This window comes from Trebonia kvetii (assembly GCF_007827045.1).
Lineage (GTDB): Bacteria > Actinomycetota > Actinomycetes > Streptosporangiales > Streptosporangiaceae > Trebonia > Trebonia kvetii.
In genome coordinates, this window is sequence record NZ_RPFW01000004.1 from 510191 (window position 1) to 527974 (window position 17784).

13 protein-coding genes are annotated in these 17784 nt (G+C 71.5%); 9 read left to right on the forward strand and 4 right to left on the reverse strand.

Going from position 1 to position 17784, the window contains the following annotated elements; translation table 11 throughout:
• The first annotated feature begins 7 nt into the window (after window positions 1-7).
• Window positions 8-1234 carry a DNA polymerase IV gene (locus EAS64_RS22310; protein ID WP_342782064.1) on the forward strand — a complete coding sequence of 409 codons (1227 nt, stop codon included), beginning with the start codon at window positions 8-10 and terminating at the stop codon, window positions 1232-1234.
• Between the two features lie 34 nt (window positions 1235-1268).
• Entirely contained in the window at window positions 1269-1697 is a 429-nt protein-coding gene (locus EAS64_RS22315; protein ID WP_246115811.1) for an SCO2097 family morphological protein, read from the forward strand.
• A gap of 30 nt (window positions 1698-1727) precedes the next feature.
• Here the strand turns inward: EAS64_RS22315 and EAS64_RS22320 are convergent, their stop codons facing one another.
• From EAS64_RS22320 to EAS64_RS22335, 4 genes are all read right to left on the reverse strand, one after another.
• Window positions 1728-4163, reverse strand: a complete 2436-nt coding sequence (locus tag EAS64_RS22320; protein ID WP_145855691.1) for a transglutaminase TgpA family protein — start codon at window positions 4161-4163, stop codon at window positions 1728-1730.
• Complete coding sequence (locus EAS64_RS22325; protein ID WP_145855693.1) at window positions 4156-5484, reverse strand: DUF58 domain-containing protein; 1329 nt, start codon at window positions 5482-5484, stop codon at window positions 4156-4158. Before EAS64_RS22325 ends, EAS64_RS22320 begins: the two co-directional genes overlap by 8 nt.
• Window positions 5485-5497: 13 nt before the next feature.
• A complete protein-coding gene (locus tag EAS64_RS22330; protein ID WP_145856660.1) occupies window positions 5498-6457 on the reverse strand; it encodes an AAA family ATPase in 960 nt (319 codons plus the stop codon).
• Window positions 6458-6708: 251 nt separating this feature from the next.
• Complete coding sequence (locus tag EAS64_RS22335) at window positions 6709-7851, reverse strand: YncE family protein (RefSeq protein WP_145855695.1); 1143 nt, start codon at window positions 7849-7851, stop codon at window positions 6709-6711.
• Window positions 7852-8299: 448 nt separating this feature from the next.
• On the opposite strand from EAS64_RS22335, the gene mraZ reads away from it, so the two are divergent.
• From mraZ to mraY, 7 genes are all read left to right on the forward strand, one after another.
• Window positions 8300-8731 carry a division/cell wall cluster transcriptional repressor MraZ gene (gene mraZ / locus EAS64_RS22340; protein WP_145855697.1) on the forward strand — a complete coding sequence of 144 codons (432 nt, stop codon included), beginning with the start codon at window positions 8300-8302 and terminating at the stop codon, window positions 8729-8731.
• A gap of 429 nt (window positions 8732-9160) precedes the next feature.
• Complete coding sequence (gene rsmH, locus EAS64_RS22345) at window positions 9161-10144, forward strand: 16S rRNA (cytosine(1402)-N(4))-methyltransferase RsmH (RefSeq protein ID WP_145855699.1); 984 nt, start codon at window positions 9161-9163, stop codon at window positions 10142-10144.
• A 94-nt stretch (window positions 10145-10238) separates the two neighbouring features.
• A complete protein-coding gene (ftsL, locus tag EAS64_RS22350) occupies window positions 10239-11345 on the forward strand; it encodes a cell division protein FtsL (RefSeq protein ID WP_145855701.1) in 1107 nt (368 codons plus the stop codon).
• 233 nt (window positions 11346-11578) lie between these two features.
• On the forward strand, window positions 11579-13609 hold the full coding sequence (locus EAS64_RS22355; RefSeq protein ID WP_145855703.1) for a peptidoglycan D,D-transpeptidase FtsI family protein: 2031 nt from the start codon (window positions 11579-11581) through the stop codon (window positions 13607-13609).
• Window positions 13610-13631: 22 nt separating this feature from the next.
• Window positions 13632-15236, forward strand: a complete 1605-nt coding sequence (locus tag EAS64_RS22360) for a UDP-N-acetylmuramoyl-L-alanyl-D-glutamate--2,6-diaminopimelate ligase (protein WP_246115844.1) — start codon at window positions 13632-13634, stop codon at window positions 15234-15236.
• Complete coding sequence (locus EAS64_RS22365) at window positions 15233-16666, forward strand: UDP-N-acetylmuramoyl-tripeptide--D-alanyl-D-alanine ligase (protein WP_145855707.1); 1434 nt, start codon at window positions 15233-15235, stop codon at window positions 16664-16666. Before EAS64_RS22360 ends, EAS64_RS22365 begins: the two co-directional genes overlap by 4 nt.
• Window positions 16663-17718 carry a phospho-N-acetylmuramoyl-pentapeptide-transferase gene (mraY, locus tag EAS64_RS22370; protein WP_145855709.1) on the forward strand — a complete coding sequence of 352 codons (1056 nt, stop codon included), beginning with the start codon at window positions 16663-16665 and terminating at the stop codon, window positions 17716-17718. Before EAS64_RS22365 ends, mraY begins: the two co-directional genes overlap by 4 nt.
• The last annotated feature ends 66 nt before the right edge of the window (window positions 17719-17784 follow it).

A 17784-nucleotide genomic window follows, 5' to 3' on the forward strand; every position in this document is an offset into this window, starting at 1 on the left:
GTGCCGTGTGCTGCACGTCGACATGGACGCCTTCTACGCGAGCGTGGAGCTGCGGGACCGTCCCGAACTGCGGGGCAAGCCGGTGGTGGTCGGCGGTCTCGGCCCGCGCAGCGTCGTCCTGTCGGCGACCTACGAGGCGCGCGCGTTCGGTGTCCGCTCGGCGATGCCGGTGGGCCGGGCGCGGCGGCTGTGCCCGCAGGCCGTCTTCATCCCGCCGCGGCACGGCGTGTACGGCGAGGTCTCCAAGGAGGTCATGGCCATCTTCCGCGCGGTCACGCCAGAGGTTGAGCCGCTCTCGCTCGACGAGGCGTTCCTTGATGTCTCTGGCGCCACGCGGCGGCTCGGCACGCCGCGGCGTATCGCCGAGCTGATCAGGCAGCAGGTCCGCGAGCAGCAGTCCATCACCTGCTCGGTCGGGCTGGCGCCGGTCAAGTTCGTGGCGAAGATCGCCTCGGCGCGGTGCAAGCCCGACGGCCTCCTCGTGGTGCCCGCTGACGGGCTGCTCGACTTCCTGCACCCGCTCCCGGTCAGCGCCCTGTGGGGGGTGGGGGACAAGGCGGAGGAGGTGCTCGGCCGTCTCGGGCTGCGGACCGTGGGTGATATCGCTCACGTGCCCGCCGCGACCCTGCGCAGGGAGCTTGGCGCGGCGGGCGAGCACCTGCACGCCCTCGCCTGGGGCCGCGACGAGCGTCCTGTCACGCCACGGCGCGAGGAGAAGAGCGTCGGTGCCGAGGAGACATTCCCGACGGATGTGGACGACCCGGACGTGGTCAAGAAGGAACTGCTGCGGCTGTCGGGCAGGACCGCGCGTGCGCTGCGCGCGTCGGGGTGCGTGGCGCGCACGGTGACCGTCAAGCTCAGGCTGGCGAACTTCAAGACAATCACCAGGTCACGGACGCTCCCCGAGCCGACAGACGTGGCCAGGGAGATCTACGCCGCGGCCTGCGCCCTTTATGAGGGTTCCGGGCTTGACAGCAGGGCGCGGCTGCGTCTCGTCGGCGTCAGGGCGACGGGCCTTCGCCCGGTCAGCGGGGCGGCACGGCAGCTCGCCTTCGACGAAAGGCCGTCTGGATGGCGGGAAGCGGAGCAGGCGGTGGACCGGATCGCGCGGCGTTTCGGCGCCGACGCGGTGCGGCCCGCGGCACTTTTCGGATCTTCTCAAGACGGGCCAGCGGAGGCCCCTTCCAAGACGCGTGATGAGCCTCGTATTCTGGGAAATGAACCAGGTGTCTAACGTGAGGTGAAAGTCACCCCACCCCCCGGTTTTCATGGGAGGCGTCGTGCCGCTCTCTGAGCATGAGCAGCGCCAGCTCGAGCAGATCGAGCAGGGGCTCTACAGGGAGGATCGGAGGCTAGCGCGTCTTGTTCGCTCTAGCGATCCCCGCGTGCATTACAGGCGTCGGGTGGTAGAGGCGCTCGTCGGTTTGCTCGTTGGTGCTGCGATGATCGCCGTCGGCATCGCCCTTACGGTGATCGGCCTGGCGGTCGCGGGATTCGTCATCATGCTGCTATGCGGCATCTGGGCGCTGAACAGCTGGCGGCAGATGGCCACCGTTGCCGTCGGCTCCAGCGGCGCGCAGCGGGGTACGGCCGGCAAGAGCCGGTCTCGCCGCTCCCGCCGGGGCGGCGCCCCGCGCGGTACGTTCGGTGAGCGGCTTGACGAGCGCTGGCGGCGTCGGCAGGAGGGTGACCTCTAGAAGGTCCACACGCGGAACCCCGCAGGAGGTCTAACCGCGGAACCTGCCGAGCCACCACGGGCCGATGCGGCCGAGTGCGTCGGTCGCGGCGCTGAGTGCGCTCATCGTCGGGCCGACCACCGAGGCTGGGAGCAGGCGTGCCCGCCAGCGGTCGCCGCGCGGCACCGCGGCGGCGATGGCACGCCGCACCGCCGTGCTGTCCGCGCGCAGCCCGGAGCCGTCCGTCGGCCGCGCCGCGTACCTGGCCCGCTCCTCCGCCAGGGCGATGCGACCGAGCGCCGCCCGCGCCGGCTCACCGAGGCTTAGCGCGCCGCCCGCCCTGGTGGCCACCGCCCGCGGTGACTCGCTCGGCTGGCAGCCGGCGCCGTAGTCGATCAGGTCGTCGCGCAGTTCCTGCCAGGCCGCGTGCGCCCATGCCTCGTCCCTGGCGCGTATCCGCCCCTCCAAACCGCCAGCGTGACCCGCGGGTACGACGCCGGGCCTCCCGGCGCCGTCGCCGGTCCGGTGCCGCCAGCGCCGCCGCCTGACCACCAGCCGCCCGCACAGCGGCGCGATGAGGGCGATCGCGGCAAGGCCCGCGACCGTGAGTCCGAAAATCACCCACGGGTCGGGCCCGCCCGCTCGGACGCCGCCGCCGCCGGCCACTCCGCCACCTCCGGGCGGCACGAGCACGTGCTGAAAGCCGCGGGGGAAGCCGGTGGGATTGGCGGTCGGCGCGATGCTCGGCCCGGTCGCCGGCTGGGTGGCCGAACCGGGGCCGGTGGAGTTGAGTGTGTAGCTCGGGGGAATGGCGCTGCCCTGTCCGTTGGCGCCCGTCGGCGTCGGCTCGAACCGCAGCCAGCCGAACCCCTGGAAGTACAGTTCCGGCCAGGCGTGCGCGTCGTGCGAGGTCACCACCCACGTGCCGGTGGACACCGTGGTGCCTGGGGTGAAGCCGAAGGCGACGCGCGCCGGGATGCCGAGCAGCCTGGACAGCACCGCCATGGCGTAGGAGAAGTGCAGGCAGTACCCCGTCTTGGTGACCGTGAGGAACTTGGTGAGACCCGCGGCGTCGTCGAACGTCGGAGCGTGCACCGTGTAGCTGAACGTCCCGCCCGCCAGCCAGTTCTGCAGCGCGAGCGCCTTCTGGAACTCGGTCTTCGCGCCCGCCAGTCGCACCACGGACTCGGCAAGGGCGCGCAGCGAGTCGTAGGAGGAGGGCACGGACAGGTCACGGGCGGCGATGTCACCCTGCGGCGGCGGCGCCTCGTTGAGCAGCGCGGCCGGCGGCGACTCGTCGACGCTCTCGACGGTGTAGTCCATGCCGCCGAGCGTGACGCCGGGATCGAACACCATCAGCGTCGCGCGGTCCGCGCGCACCGATCCTTGTGCCGTGACCGTCGTGGCGGGGAAGGGAACGGGCAGCGCGTACAAGGCATCGGTGCCGATGCCCTGGGCGATGCTGATCCTGGTGGTTTCCCTGGCCGTCCCGGTGTAGTTGCTCAGGCCGGGGGCCGTGGGCAGCCGCGGGCCGACCGTGGCGTGGTCCTGGGGCTGGCCGAGCAGGTGCCAGCCGGTGTCCGTGAGCTGGTCGAGCACGTAGAGCTGCAGGTAGCCGGGGGTGGCATCGGTCGTCGTGTAGGCGAGTTCGGTCACCGCCTGCGCTTCCGTCAGCTGCTGCGACAGGTGCGTGTTCGGGTCGGGGAACCCGGCGACCGCTGCGCCGTTTCCGGTGTTTCCGCCGATGCCCGGCTGGCCCTGGCCGAACAGCCTGGTCATGTGCAGGCCGGGGACGAACAGCGGGATGAACAGCGCGAGCGCGACAGCGGCGAACCCCACCCGGCGGCCCGTCGCCGCCAGCGCCCGCGTGTCGGGCGCGTCGGTGTCCGACGGGTCCTGGTGCTCCCATTCCCTGATCCGGTCCCTGGCCTCGCTGGACAGCAGCCCCAGGTAGCCGGCGACTCCGGCGATGAACGCGACCGTGGTCCCGACGAAGCCGCGCGAGACGCTCAGCGTGAACGGCTCGGTGAACAGCAGCAGCAGCGGCAGCCCGGCAAGCGCCGCGCTGCCGAACCGGACCGCGATCAGGTCGGTGAGCAGGGCGGCGATCCCGATGCCCGCGGCGGCGAGCAGCACCATGCCGCGCAGTTCAGGAACCGGGGGAGCGTACTTGGCCGCCTCGTCGAATCCCTGCCCCGCGATGTGCCAGAGCGCGGCGAGCGAGGCGGGTGTCGGCAGCAGGTGGCCGTAGGACCTGGCGTTGGAGAACGTCACGTTGAGGTAGAGCAGCAGCGCGATCACGCCGATCGCCAGGTCCGCCGCGAGCGGCAGCCTGCGCAGCCTGGCCAGCGTCCCGGCGAGCCCCACCACGATGGCCGAGCCGATCCCGGCGAAGAACCAGCCGGTCCCGATGAAGACGGGGTACAGGGACAGCGAGGCGAGTAGGACGGCGGCCGCTGCCGCCAGGGTCCGCCGGTGGCTAGCCATGGGCCGCCTCCCTCGCCGGGTCGTCGGGCCCGCCCGTGCCTGCCGAGCCGTTAGACCCGGTTGAGCCGTTAGACCCGGTTGACTCGCTTGGCCCCGTCGTCCACGACAGCCCGCCGGAGCCGCCGGCCTGCCGCCCCGAGGCGCGGTTGACCTCCTGCCACGCCACCGGGAGCCGTGCGGCGTCGGACACCACCGCGACCCGCCACCCGCAGCCGGCGAGGGCCTGGACGCATCCCGCCACGTTCGCCGCGCGCACGTCCTCCGCGAGCAGCAGCGCCACCCCGGGCGCCGCCCCGCGTCTGGCCGCCGCGAGCTCCCTGGCCTGCGCGGGTGTCGCCTCCCCGATCACCGCGATGACCTGGCCGCCCGCGCTGCCGAGCGCGGCCACCCCGGTCTCCAGAGTCACCGCGCGCGACGGTCGCAGCACGGCGAGCGTGTCAAGCAGCGTGTCGCGGAACGACCCCTGCCCCGGCACCTCGCCCTCCGCGGTCACGAACCGCGCCTCGAAACCCTCGCCCGCCAGGTGCACCCCGATGGACGCGGCCGCGGTGACCGCGAGCTCGAACATGGCGGTGGTGTAGGCGTTGCGCCGCGTGTCGAGGAACAGCGACGCGGTATTGCGCCAGTACTGCTCCTCGCGGCGCACCATCAGCTCGCCGTAGCGCGCGGTGGACCGCCAGTGCACCCGTTGCAGGCTGTCACCGTTCTGGTAGGCGCGCGGCGCGACGTCGTCCTCGCCGGATGCGGCGATGGACCGCTTGCCGTGCTCGCTGTCGCCGAGCCAGTAGCCGCCGAACGGCGGCCGCGCGAGCGGCACGATGCGCGGCGTGACCGTCACCACCGAGGTGGACGTGAACGCCCGGGTGATCGAGACGAGGCCGAACGAGTCGGCGACGCGCACCCGCAGCGGCCCCACCGTGTACCTGCCCCTGGTCTCGGAACCGAGATGGTAGGTGTACGAGCGCGAGCCGCCGCCGCCGATGCCCTCGAAGATGAACCTGGGCCGGGAGCCGAGCGCGTAGGGCACCGTGTCCTCGGCGAGCAGCAGCCCGGTGCGCAGCCGTGAGACGTTGGTCAGCTTGACGGTCAGCGACGCGCTCTGCCCGGCGGGCAGCCGGGCCGGCGACACCGTGCGCAGGCACGACAGCCGGTACCTGGCCCGGCCGGCGCCGAACGCGGAAAGCAGCGGAAGCAGCATCAGCACCACGCCGATCCGCAGCAGGTCGGGCTCGGGAAGCAGCAGACCGCAGGCCATCGCCGCTATCCCGGCCGCGACGAACGACCGGCCCCGCACCGTCAGCGCGCCAAGCAGCCCCCGCATCGGTCCCGCCCTCTCAGGGCCGTGGCAGCGGGGTCTGCTCGATGAGGCGCGTGACCACCTGCTCGGGCAGCTTCCGCTCCACGAGGGCCTCGGCGGTCGGCAGCAGCCGGTGCGCGAGCACCGGGCCCGCGAGCGCCTGGATGTCGTCGGGGATGACGTAGTCCCGCCCGTCGAGCGCCGCCCGCGCCCGCGCGGCGCGCAACAGGTGCAGCGCCGCGCGCGGCGAGGCGCCGAGCCGCAGCTCAGGCGCGGATCGCGTCGCGGCGCAGAGCGCGATGATGTACTGCTTCACCTGTCCCGCGACGAGCACGCCGCGCACCGCCTCGATGAGCGCGCGCACGTCGGTGGCGGTGGCCACCGGCTTGAGGTGGTCGAGCGGTGAGGACGAGCCGTGGGTGTCGAGCATCTCGAGCTCGGCCGAGGCGGTGGGGTATCCGATGGAGATGCGCGCGGTGAACCGGTCGCGCTGCGCCTCGGGCAGCGGATAGGTCCCCTCCATCTCGACCGGGTTCTGTGTCGCGATCACCATGAACGGGGCCTCAAGCTGGTACGTCGTGCCATCGACGGTGACGTGCCGCTCCTCCATGCACTCAAGCATGGCGGACTGGGTCTTGGGCGAGGCCCTGTTGATCTCGTCGCCGACGACGATGTTGGCGAACACCGGACCAGGCTTGAACTCGAACTCGCGCCGCTCCTGGTTGTAGGCGCTCACTCCGGTGATGTCGCTCGGCAGCAGGTCGGGGGTGAACTGGATGCGGCGCACGGTGCCGTCGATGGACCGGGCAAGCGCCTTGGCGAGCATGGTCTTGCCGACACCAGGCACATCCTCGATGAGCAGGTGCCCTTCGGCGAGGAGGACGATGAGCGCCAGCCTGACCGCCTCGGCCTTCCCGTCGATGACCGACTCAACAGCGGTCCCGATCTGCCGTGCGGTGGCCACCAGATCCTCAAGGGCCTGTGCGCTATTCGGCATACCGGTGCCGCGCCCCGTGTCGAGTACCAAGACCCCTCCTCGAAAAGGCCGGCCGCCCCGGCGCCGGAGAACGCGTAGTCCTATTGAACAGTATGTCGTCATGCCCGGGGTGTGCCACGTCACACCGGGTCCGCGCATCGGGAACTTATCGAATCCTGTCCCACCGGTCTTCGGTTTTCGCTCATACGTCCGCTTCTTCCGCGCAAAAGTTCAAAACCATCACCACCACGGAACGGTTGCGGCTGCCTCCGTCAGGACAGCCGGAACCGTTCGAGCCCGGACGGCATGGTCACGTAGAGGGTCTGTCCGTCCGGGCTCATCGCCACGCCAGCGGGGCCGTCGGTATAGGCATTGAGCCAGCCGGAGGTGGAGAACGACGGGCCGGGCCGGCCGGTCGCCACGTCGATGCCCGTGACGGTGTCGTCGGCGGTGCCGACCCTGTGGTCGACGACCGACGTCACCCAGACTGTCTTGCCGTCCGGCGCCATCTGCAGGTACAAGGGCGCGGCCTGCCAGCGCAGTGTCGCGCGCAGCCGGCCGGTGGCGGTGTCGATGACATCGACGGCGTTGGGAGCCAGCTGCCCGATTCCGCTCAGCCCGTCGATGGCGGCGTAGAGCGTGCGGCCGTCGGGCGTGATGGCTAGCGATGACGGCATCCAGCCGAGCTTGATCGAGTTTCCGGCCGCGCCGGTCCGCAGGCTGACCGGCGTGACCGCGCCGCTGAGCACGTCGGAACCGTCGGGGCCGTCCTCGTTCGTCGCGATATAGAGGGTGGCGTCGTCCGGCGAGAGCACCATGCTCACCGCGCTCTCCAGCATGTAATCAGGAGCGGGAATCGCGGTCCCGACGCGCCCGGTGGCGACGTCCACGGGGTAGAGCGCGCTGTCGCCCGACAGGACGTAGAGGGTGCGGCCGTCCTTGGTCATCACGAACTGGTCGACGCCCCCAGGCACGGGCACCCGCCCCACCTCCCGGCCGGCCCGCAGGTCGACGCGCGCGAGCGCCAGCGACGCCTGGGTCACGGCGTCCGTGACGGTGGTGAACAATGTCCGGCCGTCGGGAGTGATGGCCATGCTGTCGGTGCCCGCGTTCATGCCGGGACTGCCGTTGCTGATCGCGATGCGCCGGCGGGCCTTGCCCGTTGCGGCGGACACCCGGGTGATGCTGTCATCCGAATTCGCCAGGTAGATCGTCTGCCCGTCCGGCGACACGACGACCGCGCTCGGTGACAGGCCGACCCGCAGGACCGGGGTGTCTCCGTAGAGGAACCCCCTGATGCCGACGACCGCCGCCGCGAGCAGGCAGGCCACGATGGCGAGTCGCACGGCGATCAGCCACGCCCAGCGGCCGGCCCCCAGGCCCTCGTTCGACAGACGGCGGATCTGCTGGAGCACCCGCGCCCTCCTCACGACCCACCTGACTGCAATCGGCCCCGGTTGAGAGCACCATGCTGGACATTTGGATACACCGGGATGTGCCCAAATGTCCACTATCTGGTCCTGCGTCGTATCCGGGCCGCGGCCGCGGCCCTCCACATCGCTCCACCGTCGCCAGGACACCTCGCGCGCGGCCGGGTCGACTCGCCACTTGCGCCCCATGCGTCACTGCCGTTCGCGGGTGGTGGAGAGCGGGTGGGGGAAGGCGTCGCGGCGCGCCGGCCGCCGGTTCTTCCCCCACTTCGCCCCACCCACGATGACCTGCGCGTTTGCGGTGCGCCGAGTATTGACAACGATGTTTGGACTAGTACCGGTGGAGGAATGTGGAGTACAGTGGGGCGCGGTGGAGTGAGATAGCTACCGATACTCGGCTACCGGCTCGCTTGGGGGTGGAGGTGAGGAGCGGATGTTTCTCGGCACTCACGCGCCCCGGCTTGACGAGAAGGGACGCCTGTTCCTTCCCGCCAAGTACCGTGACGAGCTCTCTGGGGGAGTCGTGATCACGAAGGGGCAGGAGCGCTGCCTGTACGTCTTCCCGCAGGAAGAGTTCGGCAGGATCACCGAGTCGCTGCGTGCGGCGCCGGTGACCGCCAAGGCGGTTCGCGACTACAGCCGGGTGTTCTTCGCCAGCGCCTCCGATGAGGTTCCTGACAAGCAGGGACGGATCACGGTTCCCGCCGCGCTGCGCACCTACGCGGGCCTGGAGCGGGACTGCGTGGTGATCGGCGCCAACACACGACTTGAGATCTGGGATGCCCAGGCATGGGAGACCTACCTGGCTGCCCAGGAGGACTCGTTCTCTGAGGCCGCTGAGGAGGTGCTGCCAGGAATTCTCTGACCGGTCGCCGGGAACGCCCGGCAGACCGCCGGCTGTCCGGCGGGCGGCGACGCCGCACTCGATCACCGGCTGGCACCACTTCCCCGGCGCCAGGCAGGGATCGGCGACGTGCGACGAGCCGAATCTCCCGCCGTGACATCGCCCGGGGCAAACCCCCGGACCCCCGCTGTCCGCCCCGGCGGGCCCGATGGCGCAGACCGCCATCGAATCGGGCCCGCCAGGGCGGGCGGGGAGGCGAACGCCCGATCGCATCAGACACAGCCCGATCACATCGGGCACTCGAGGGAAACGGCGCCACGACGGGGCGGCGCATCAGGGATGACACGGCGCCGGTTCACCTGAGAACCGGCCGCCCACCGCGACACCAGCGGTCGCGACACAGCGGTACCAGACACACGGCGGTACCAGTTCAGCGCAGCGGAGGGGTCCATGGGCGAGCATGCCTACGCGCACGTGCCGGTGATGGCCGGCCGTATCGCCGCCCTCCTGCTTCCCGCGCTCACCGGACCCACGCCGGGCGGCAGGCCGCCCGTGCTCGTCGACGCGACGCTCGGCCGGGCCGGCCACACCAGGATTCTTCTCGACGCGGTGCCGGAACTGCGGGTGATCGGCATCGACGCCGACCCGGAGGCGATCGAGGCCGGGCGCGCCCTTGCCGAGCGGTACCAGGGACGGGTCACCGTGGCGCACGCGTTCTACGACCACATCGCCGAGGTCGTCACCGACGCGGGGCACCGCCGGGTGCAGGGCGTCCTGTTCGACCTCGGCGTTTCCTCGCCGCAGCTCGACGACGCCGGCCGCGGCTTCTCCTACTCCCAGGACGCGCCGCTCGACATGCGGATGGACACCACCGCCGAGCTGTCCGCCGCCCGGGTCGTCAACGAGTACCCGGTGCCCGAGCTTGCCCGCGTGCTCTACGAGTACGGCGAGGAGCGGTTCGCCAGGCGGATCGCCGAGGCGGTCGCCAGGGAGCGGGCGAAGGATCCGATCACCACCACGCTGCGGCTGAGCGCGATCGTGAAGGACGCCATACCCGCGCCCGCCAGGCGGACAGGGGGCAACCCGGCGAAGCGGACCTTCCAGGCGCTGCGCATCGAGGTGAACGACGAGCTCGGCGTGCTGCGCCGGGCGCTGCCCGCCGCGCTCGACCTGCTCGCCCCCGGCGGCAGGCTGGCCGCCCTTGCCTACCACTCACTCGAGGACCGCCTGGTCAAGAGGGAGCTCGCGGCCCGCACCGCGGACACCACGCCGCCAGGGCTCCCAGTACGCGCCGACGACCCGCTCGCGGGCAGGCCGGACTTCCGCCTGCTTATCAGGGGCGCGGAACGCCCGGACGACGACGAGCTCGCCGCCAACCCGCGATCGGCGTCCGCGCGGCTGCGCGCCGTCGAGCGCCTGCGGGAGACGGCATGACCGAGGGCAGCACCAATCGACCTGATAACAGCAAGAAGCGGGGGCTCCGGGGCACTGGCCTCCGCGGTGGCGGTGGAGAGGGCGGGGGAACGGCGTGAGCGACGAGCGGAACACGAGCGACAGGAGCTGGCCGATGGCAAGGAACGACCGGCGCGGCGACGACGAGCGCGGCGGCATCGGCACGATGACGCGGTCCCGGCCCGGCCAGGACCCGCGCTCCCGCCAGGACCAGGTGCAGGCGGCGGCGGACGTGGCGGCGCCCGCGCCGCGTCGCGGCCGTCAGGCCAGGGGAGTCCCGCCGCAGCGGGCCTTCGACGGTCAGCAGGCCACCCCGGTCAGACGGCCGCCCGCCGAACCGCACCCCGCCGATCAGCGCATTGCCGATCCGCGCACTGGGGACAGGCGCGGCGAGGGGCGCACCGCCCGCCGTCCAGCCCCCGGCCAGTCCGGTGCCGATCCGCGCCGTGGCGGCTGGCGCGGCAGGCGCCAGCCCGGTGCCGATCCGCGCCGTGCGGACCAGCCTGGTAACGATCCGCGTACTGTCGATCCGCGGCGCGCGGAGCAGCCGGGGACCGATCCGCGCCGTACCGATCCGCGTAGCGCGGATCCGCGGCGTACGGACCGGCGCAGTGCCGATCCCCGGCGTGCAGACCGGCGCAGTGCCGATGCGCTCAGTGCCGATCCGCGCCGTGCCGATCCGCGCGCGCGTGCGCCACGGAACGCGGCCGTGTTTGAGCGGCAGGGTGCGCCCGCGCGCACCGTACCGCGCCCGGCCGGTCAGCCCGACCAGGTGCCGCCGTCGGCACCCCAGCCGCCGCAGTCGGCACCCCAGGCGGCATCCCAGGCGTCGGCAGTCCAGTCGCTCGTCGGGTCGCACCGGATGCCGTTCGTCCTGCTGCTGTGCGGCCTGCTCGGCGGCGCGCTCGTCTCGGCGCTCGTCATCAGCACCACGCTCGCCGCCGGTTCCTTCGAGATCACCAGGCTGCAGGATTCAACATCCGCCCTCGCCAAGCAGCGGCAGGCGCTTGAGCAGCAGGTCGCGCAGGCGAAGTCGCCCGAGGTGATCGCGGAGCGCGCGAGCAAGCTCGGCATGCAGCCGGCCGGCCTGATCCAGTTCATCGACCTCAAGACGGGCAAGACGCTCGACGATCACAACATCGGGTACCTCGCCCACGTTCATTACCCCGGATACACCCCGTGACCGGGCGGGGCCCGGGGAGGGGCGGCCCCGGGCGTGGCAGTCCCGCGGGCCCGAACGGCCCGAACAGCCCGGCCGGCCAGCATGGTCCCGGCGGGCCGAACGGCACGGGCGGGCCCGGCGGCCCGCGCGGCCGCAGGGACGGCCTAGGGCCGCCGCCCGGACCCCGGCTGCCGGGCGGCACGCCGCCGGCTCGTGAGCCGGGCCGGAGGGGCGCCGGCTCGCCTTGGCGGCGGATGCCAGGCCGCGACCCCGCGCAGGCAGATCCGCCGTCCGCCGCGGAGCCGGGCCGCCGCATGCCGCGCGACCCGGACCGGGCCGCCACCGGCCCCAATCCCCGGCTGCCAGGCAACGTTCCGCCACCGCCCAACGTCCGCGTGCCGGGCGGACCGCGTGCGCCCGGGCCCGCAAGGCCCAAGGGCCCGGGCGGCCCCGCCGGCCGAGGTCCAGGCCGCGGTCCAGGACGCGGCGGCACGAGGCCGCCGCGCCGCCCGCCTCGCTGGCTGACACTCAAGCGGGCCGAGCCCGGCAGGCGCGTCGGCATCACACTGCTGGCCATCGCGGTCGTGCTGACCCTGTTCGCGGGGCGCCTCGTGCAGATCCAGGGCATGGAGTCCGGCTATTACAAGAAGCTCGCCAACCAGGAGAAGCTGACAAAGATCAGCCTGCCCGCACTGCGCGGCGCGATCTACGGCGCGGACGGCCAGGTCCTGGCGATGACGACAGAGACCTTTACCATCTGGTCGGACCCGACGCAGATCCACAAGGACAAGCTCACGACGGTGGCCGCCAAGGCCGCGGGACCGCTCGGCATGACCGCTGCCCAGGTGCTCTATCTTCTGGAGCACCCCCCGGCTCACTCGCCCCAGTACGTCGTGCTCGCCAGGCACGTGTCGAGCCAGAACGAGAACACCCTCGCATCGCTGAACCTGGCAGGCATTTACGCTGACCCACCGTCCTTCGTCCGCGCGTACCCCAACGGCGACGCGACCGCCAACGTCGTCGGCCTCACCAACACCAGCCCGACGACCGGCGTGATCGGCGCCTACGCGGGCATCGAGGAGGAGTACAACAAGCTGCTTACCGGCACCGCCGGCAGCGAGCAGGTCATGATCGGCACGCAGAACGAGCCGATCCCGCTCGCTGGCACGCAGGTCACGCCCGCCAAGGACGGCGATTCGATCAGGCTGACGATCATTCCCGCACTGCAGTACGCCGCGCAGCAGGCCTGCCAGCAGGAGGTCAGCAAGATGAAGGCGCAGGACTGCTCGGTGGTCGTCATGCAGCCGAAGACCGGCGCCATCCTCGCCATGGCCCAGTGGCCGAACAAGGCGGACGGCAGCGACATCGCCGTACAGCACGTCTTCGAGCCCGGCTCCACCGCCAAGGTGATCACCGCCGCGGCCGCGCTCGAGCACGGCGGCAAGACCCCGATGAGCGCCTACAACATCCCGTACAGGATCTACCGGGGCGGGCAGTCGATTCAAGACGCCGAGTGGTCGCCAGGCGAGCATTACACGATCGCCGGCATCATCGCCAACTCATCGAATGTCGGCATGTCCCAGGTCGCCGAGAGCGTCTCGCCGCAGCTCCAGGACGACTACCTGCACAACTTCGGGCTCGACGAGCCTACGGGCCTGAACCTGCCAGGCGAGTCGCAGGGCCTCCTGCTCCCGGTCAAGGACTGGCCGGATGACCTGCGGTACACCCTGTCCTACGGTCAGGGCATCGCGGTCAACGCCGTCCAGATGGCCAGCGTGTATGCGACGATCGCCAACGGCGGTGTCCGGGTCCAGCCCTCGCTCGTCGCCGGCACCTACGACGCGGCAGGCGACTACACCAAGGCCAACGCGTCACCGTCACGGCGCGTCATCCAGGCCAAGACGGCCAGGCAGCTTATCCAGATCCTGCAGCAGGTGCCAGGGGTGGACGATGCGGCGCAGCAGTACTGGGGCGAGATCCAGGGCTACGCGATCGCGGCCAAGACGGGCACCTCGAGCGAGGGGTCGAGCAACCCCAAGAAGCCGTGCCCGAAGGGCAACCCGCTGTGCATCCACGGATCGAGCTACATCGGCATGGCGCCGGGCAACGACCCGGGGGTGGTGGTCGCGGTGAACGTGCAGGATCCCAAGACGAAAACTGACTACTTCGGCGACATGGTAGCCGGCCCGGTGTTCTACAACGTGATGAAGTTCGCGCTGCAGACATTGCAGATTCAGCCGCAACCAGGACTGGTCGCACCGCATGTTCGGCTCAATGCTCGCTGATTTTGGATACCCTCTGGGCGTGATCCGACCCGCCCGCCTCGCTCCGCGCCCACTGTCCGGGCTCGCCGAACTACTCGGCGTAGCCAGGTCAGGGAGCATTGGCAGCGAGGCAGGCCGCCTCTCGGGCGTCACCCTTGACTCGCGTGCGGTCCGTCCTGGCGACCTGTATGCCGCGCTGCCTGGAGCCCGCACGCACGGCGCCGCCTACTCCGATCAGGCGGTGGCGGCGGGCGCGGTCGCGATCCTCACCGACCCCGACGGCCGCGACCGTGCCGCGCGGACCGGCGTCCCTGTCTTCGTCGTGTCGAACCCGCGCGACCGGCTCGGCGACGTTTCCTGCTGGATCTACGGCGACCCGTCGCAGCGGATGACGATGATCGGCGTCACCGGCACCAGCGGGAAGACCACGACCAGTTATCTGTGCGAGGCGGGACTGCGCGCCGCCGGCCACAGCACGGGCCTGGTCGGCGGCGTCGAGATCAAGATCGGCAGCGAGCTCGTCAAGGCGTCGCTGACGACGCCGGAGGCGCCCGACCTGCAGGCGCTGCTCGCCGTCATGGCCGAGCGCAGGGTGTCGGCGGTCGCCATGGAGGTCTCCAGCCATTCGCTGGCACTCGGCCGGGTGGCGGGCACCCGGTACAGCGTCGGGGTGTTCACCAACCTGTCGCAGGACCACCTGGACTTTCACGCCGGGTTCGAAGACTATTTCCGGGCCAAGGCGAAGCTGTTCACTCCCGCGTATTCGGCTGTGGGCGTGGTGAACGTTGCCGACCGGTACGGCCGCCGCCTCATCGCCGAGGCGTCGGTGCCGATCGTCACCTTCTGCGCCGACCCGTCATCGGGCGCGTACGCGCAGGCGGAGTGGCGCGCTGCCGACGTGCGTTGCGGCGCGGACGGGTCGACCTTCCGCGTCGTCGGCCCCGGCGGCGTCGAGGCCGACGCCTCGGTCACGCTGCCAGGACCCTTCAACGTGGCCAACGCGCTCGGCGCGATCGTGGCCCTGGTCGAGGCGGGTGTCGACCTCGCCGACGCGGTGCAGGGCGTGGCCACCTGCCCCGGCGTCCCCGGCCGGCTCCAGCGGGTTCCGCAGCCTGCAGGATTGACTGCCTACGGGCTGCTGGGCCAGCGCGCGCCGCGCGACGGCCTGCCCGACGCGTTCGTCGACTACTCGCACAAGCCCGGTGCGGTAGAGGCGGTGCTAACCGCGCTTCGACCGGTGACGAGCGGGGAACTCATTGTGGTGCTCGGCTGCGGCGGCGACAGGGACCGCGGTAAGCGGCCGCTGATGGGGGCCGCCGCCGCGCGGCTCGCTGATGTGGCGATACTCACAAACGACAACCCGCGCTCTGAGGATCCGCTCGCTATCCTCGCCGAGATGCTGAACGGAGTGCTCGGGGTTCCGCAGGGGGAGCGGGCCAGGCTGATCATCGAGCCGGACCGGGCCGCGGCGATCGATCTCGCCGTCGCCAGGGCCGGGAAGGGGGACGTGGTGCTCGTCGCCGGCAAGGGGCACGAGACCGGCCAGTACGTCGGGGCGGCCGTGCTGCCGTTCGACGACGTGGAGGTCACCGCCGCGGCCCTTGCCCGCCATGCCGAACTGGGCGCGGAGCGGGGAGGCATCGCATGATCCCGCTGTCCGTCGCCGAGATCGCCGCCCTCACCTCCGGCGACGTCTACGGCGACCCCGCCGCGATGGTGGCGGGCCCGGTCGTGATCGACTCCCGCCAGGCGGTGCCCGGCGCGCTGTTCGCCGCGCTGCCTGGCGAGCGAGTGGACGGTCACGACTACGCGGGCACGGCCGCCGCGAACGGCGCCGCCGCGGTGCTCGCCGCCCGGCCGCTGCTCGACGTCGCGGCGCCGGTGATCGTAGTCTCCGACGTCACCCTCGCCCTCGGCCTGCTGGCCAGGGCCGTGCTTGACCGGCTGCCGGGCGCCACTGTCGTCGGCATCACCGGGTCGTCGGGCAAGACCTCGACCAAGGACCTCACCGCCCAGGTCGTGGAGCGCCTCGGCCCGACGGTCGCGCCTGAGGGCTCGCTCAATAACGAGATCGGCCTGCCGCTGACCGTGCTGCGCGCCGACGAGACGACGCGCTACCTGATACTCGAGATGTCCGCGCGCGGCATCGGCCACATCGCCTACCTCACTGGCATCGCGCCGCCAAGGATCGGCGCCGTGCTCAACGTGGGCCGGGCGCATGCGGGCGAGTTCGGCTCCATCGACGCGGTGGCCAAGGCCAAGGGCGAGCTTGTCGAAGCCCTGCCTCCGTGGACAACGGGGCCTGCCGGCCCGGCGGGCGGCGTGGCGGTGCTCAACGCCGACGACCCCAACGTCATCGCGATGGCGGCCCGCACCGAGGCCCGTGTGGTCACCACCAGCGTGGAACCAGACAGCGACGCCGACGTGCGTGCCACCGGACTCACCCTCGACGACCTGGGCCGCGCCTCGTTCACGCTGCACACCAATGCGGGCTCGGCCCCGGTCACGCTGACACTGCACGGCGGCCACCACGTCGCCAACGCGCTCGCCGCGTCGGCGATCGCCGCCGAGCTAGGCATGGACGTCACCGCGATCGCCGACGCGCTGACCGCGGCGACCGCGCGCAGCAAGAAGCGGATGGAACTGCATGAGCGCCCGGACGGCGTGCTCGTGGTGAACGACGCCTACAACGCCAACCCCGACTCGACCCGTGCCGCGATCGCGGCGCTCGCGCACCTGACAGCCAACGGCACAAGCAGGCGGGGCCTGGCCGTGCTCGGCTACATGGCCGAGCTCGGCGACATCGCCGCCGACAGCCACGCGGAGGCAGGCAGGCGCGCCGCGCTGGCCGGCGCGGCGGTGGTCGTCGCGGTCGGCGCGGACGCCGCGCCGGTGCTCGATGGCGCGCGCGCCGTCGAGGGCTGGCAGGGCGAGGCCGTCGCGGCGCCCGACCCGAAGAGCGCGGTCGCGGAACTGCAGAACCGGTTGCGTCCCGGGGACGTCGTACTAGTGAAGGCGTCGAAATCCGCGGGCCTGTGGGAAGTCGCGGACGGCCTGCTCGCGGAGGAAACCCAGTGAAGACGATCCTGCTCTCGGGCGCAATCTCGATGATCGTCGCGCTGCTCGGGACCCGGCCGACGATCAACGTGCTGCGCAAGCGCAAGCTCGGCCAGCAGATCAGGGACGACGGACCGCAGGCCCACCTGGGCAAGAGCGGCACGCCGACCATGGGCGGGATCGTCATCATCATCGCCTCACTGCTCGGCTACGCGGCCGGGCACTGGCTCACCGGCGACCCGATGACCGCCTCCGGCATCCTGGTGCTGTTCCTGATGACCGGCCTCGGCTTCGTCGGCTTCCTCGACGACTTCATCAAGCTGTTCATGCGGCGCAGCCTCGGCCTGCGCAGCGGCGCCAAGCTGCTCGGGCAGGCGCTCGTCGGCGCGATCTTCGCGGTGCTCGCGCTGCACTTTCCTGACGGCTATGACCTCACCCCGGCGTCGGCGCACCTGTCGTTCCTCGCCGACTTCGGCATCTCACTTGGCGCGATCCTGTTTGTGATCTGGGTGATCATCATGGTCACGGCCACCTCGAACGGGGTGAACCTGACCGACGGACTCGACGGCCTGGCATCAGGCGCCTCGATCATGGTGCTAGCCGCCTACGTGATCATCGGGAACTGGCAGCTGCGCAACGACTGCACCACCGCGCTAGCGCCGAACTGCTACGACGTCAGGGACCCGCTGGACGCGGCGGTGGTGGCCGCCGTGGTGATGGGCGCCTGCTTCGGCTTCCTGTGGTGGAACGCGCCGCCCGCGAAGATCTTCATGGGCGACACTGGCTCGCTCGCACTCGGCGGCGCGCTGGCTGGCCTGGCCATCGTCACCAGGACCGACCTGCTGCTGCTCCTGCTCGGCGGGCTGTTCGTGATCATCACGATGTCGGTGGTGATCCAGGTCGGCTCCTACAAGCTGCGCCGCAAACGGGTGTTCAAGATGGCGCCGCTACAGCATCACTTCGAGCTTGTCGGCTGGGCGGAGACCACGATCGTGGTCCGCTTCTGGCTGATCGCCGCCATGTTCGTGGCCCTTGGCCTCGGCATCTTCTACGTCGGCTGGTTCCCCAAGTAGGCAGCGCCGGCGGCCTCGGCCGGCCCGTGAGGGCTGGCTGGATCCAAGAGGGCAGCGCGGCGGGCC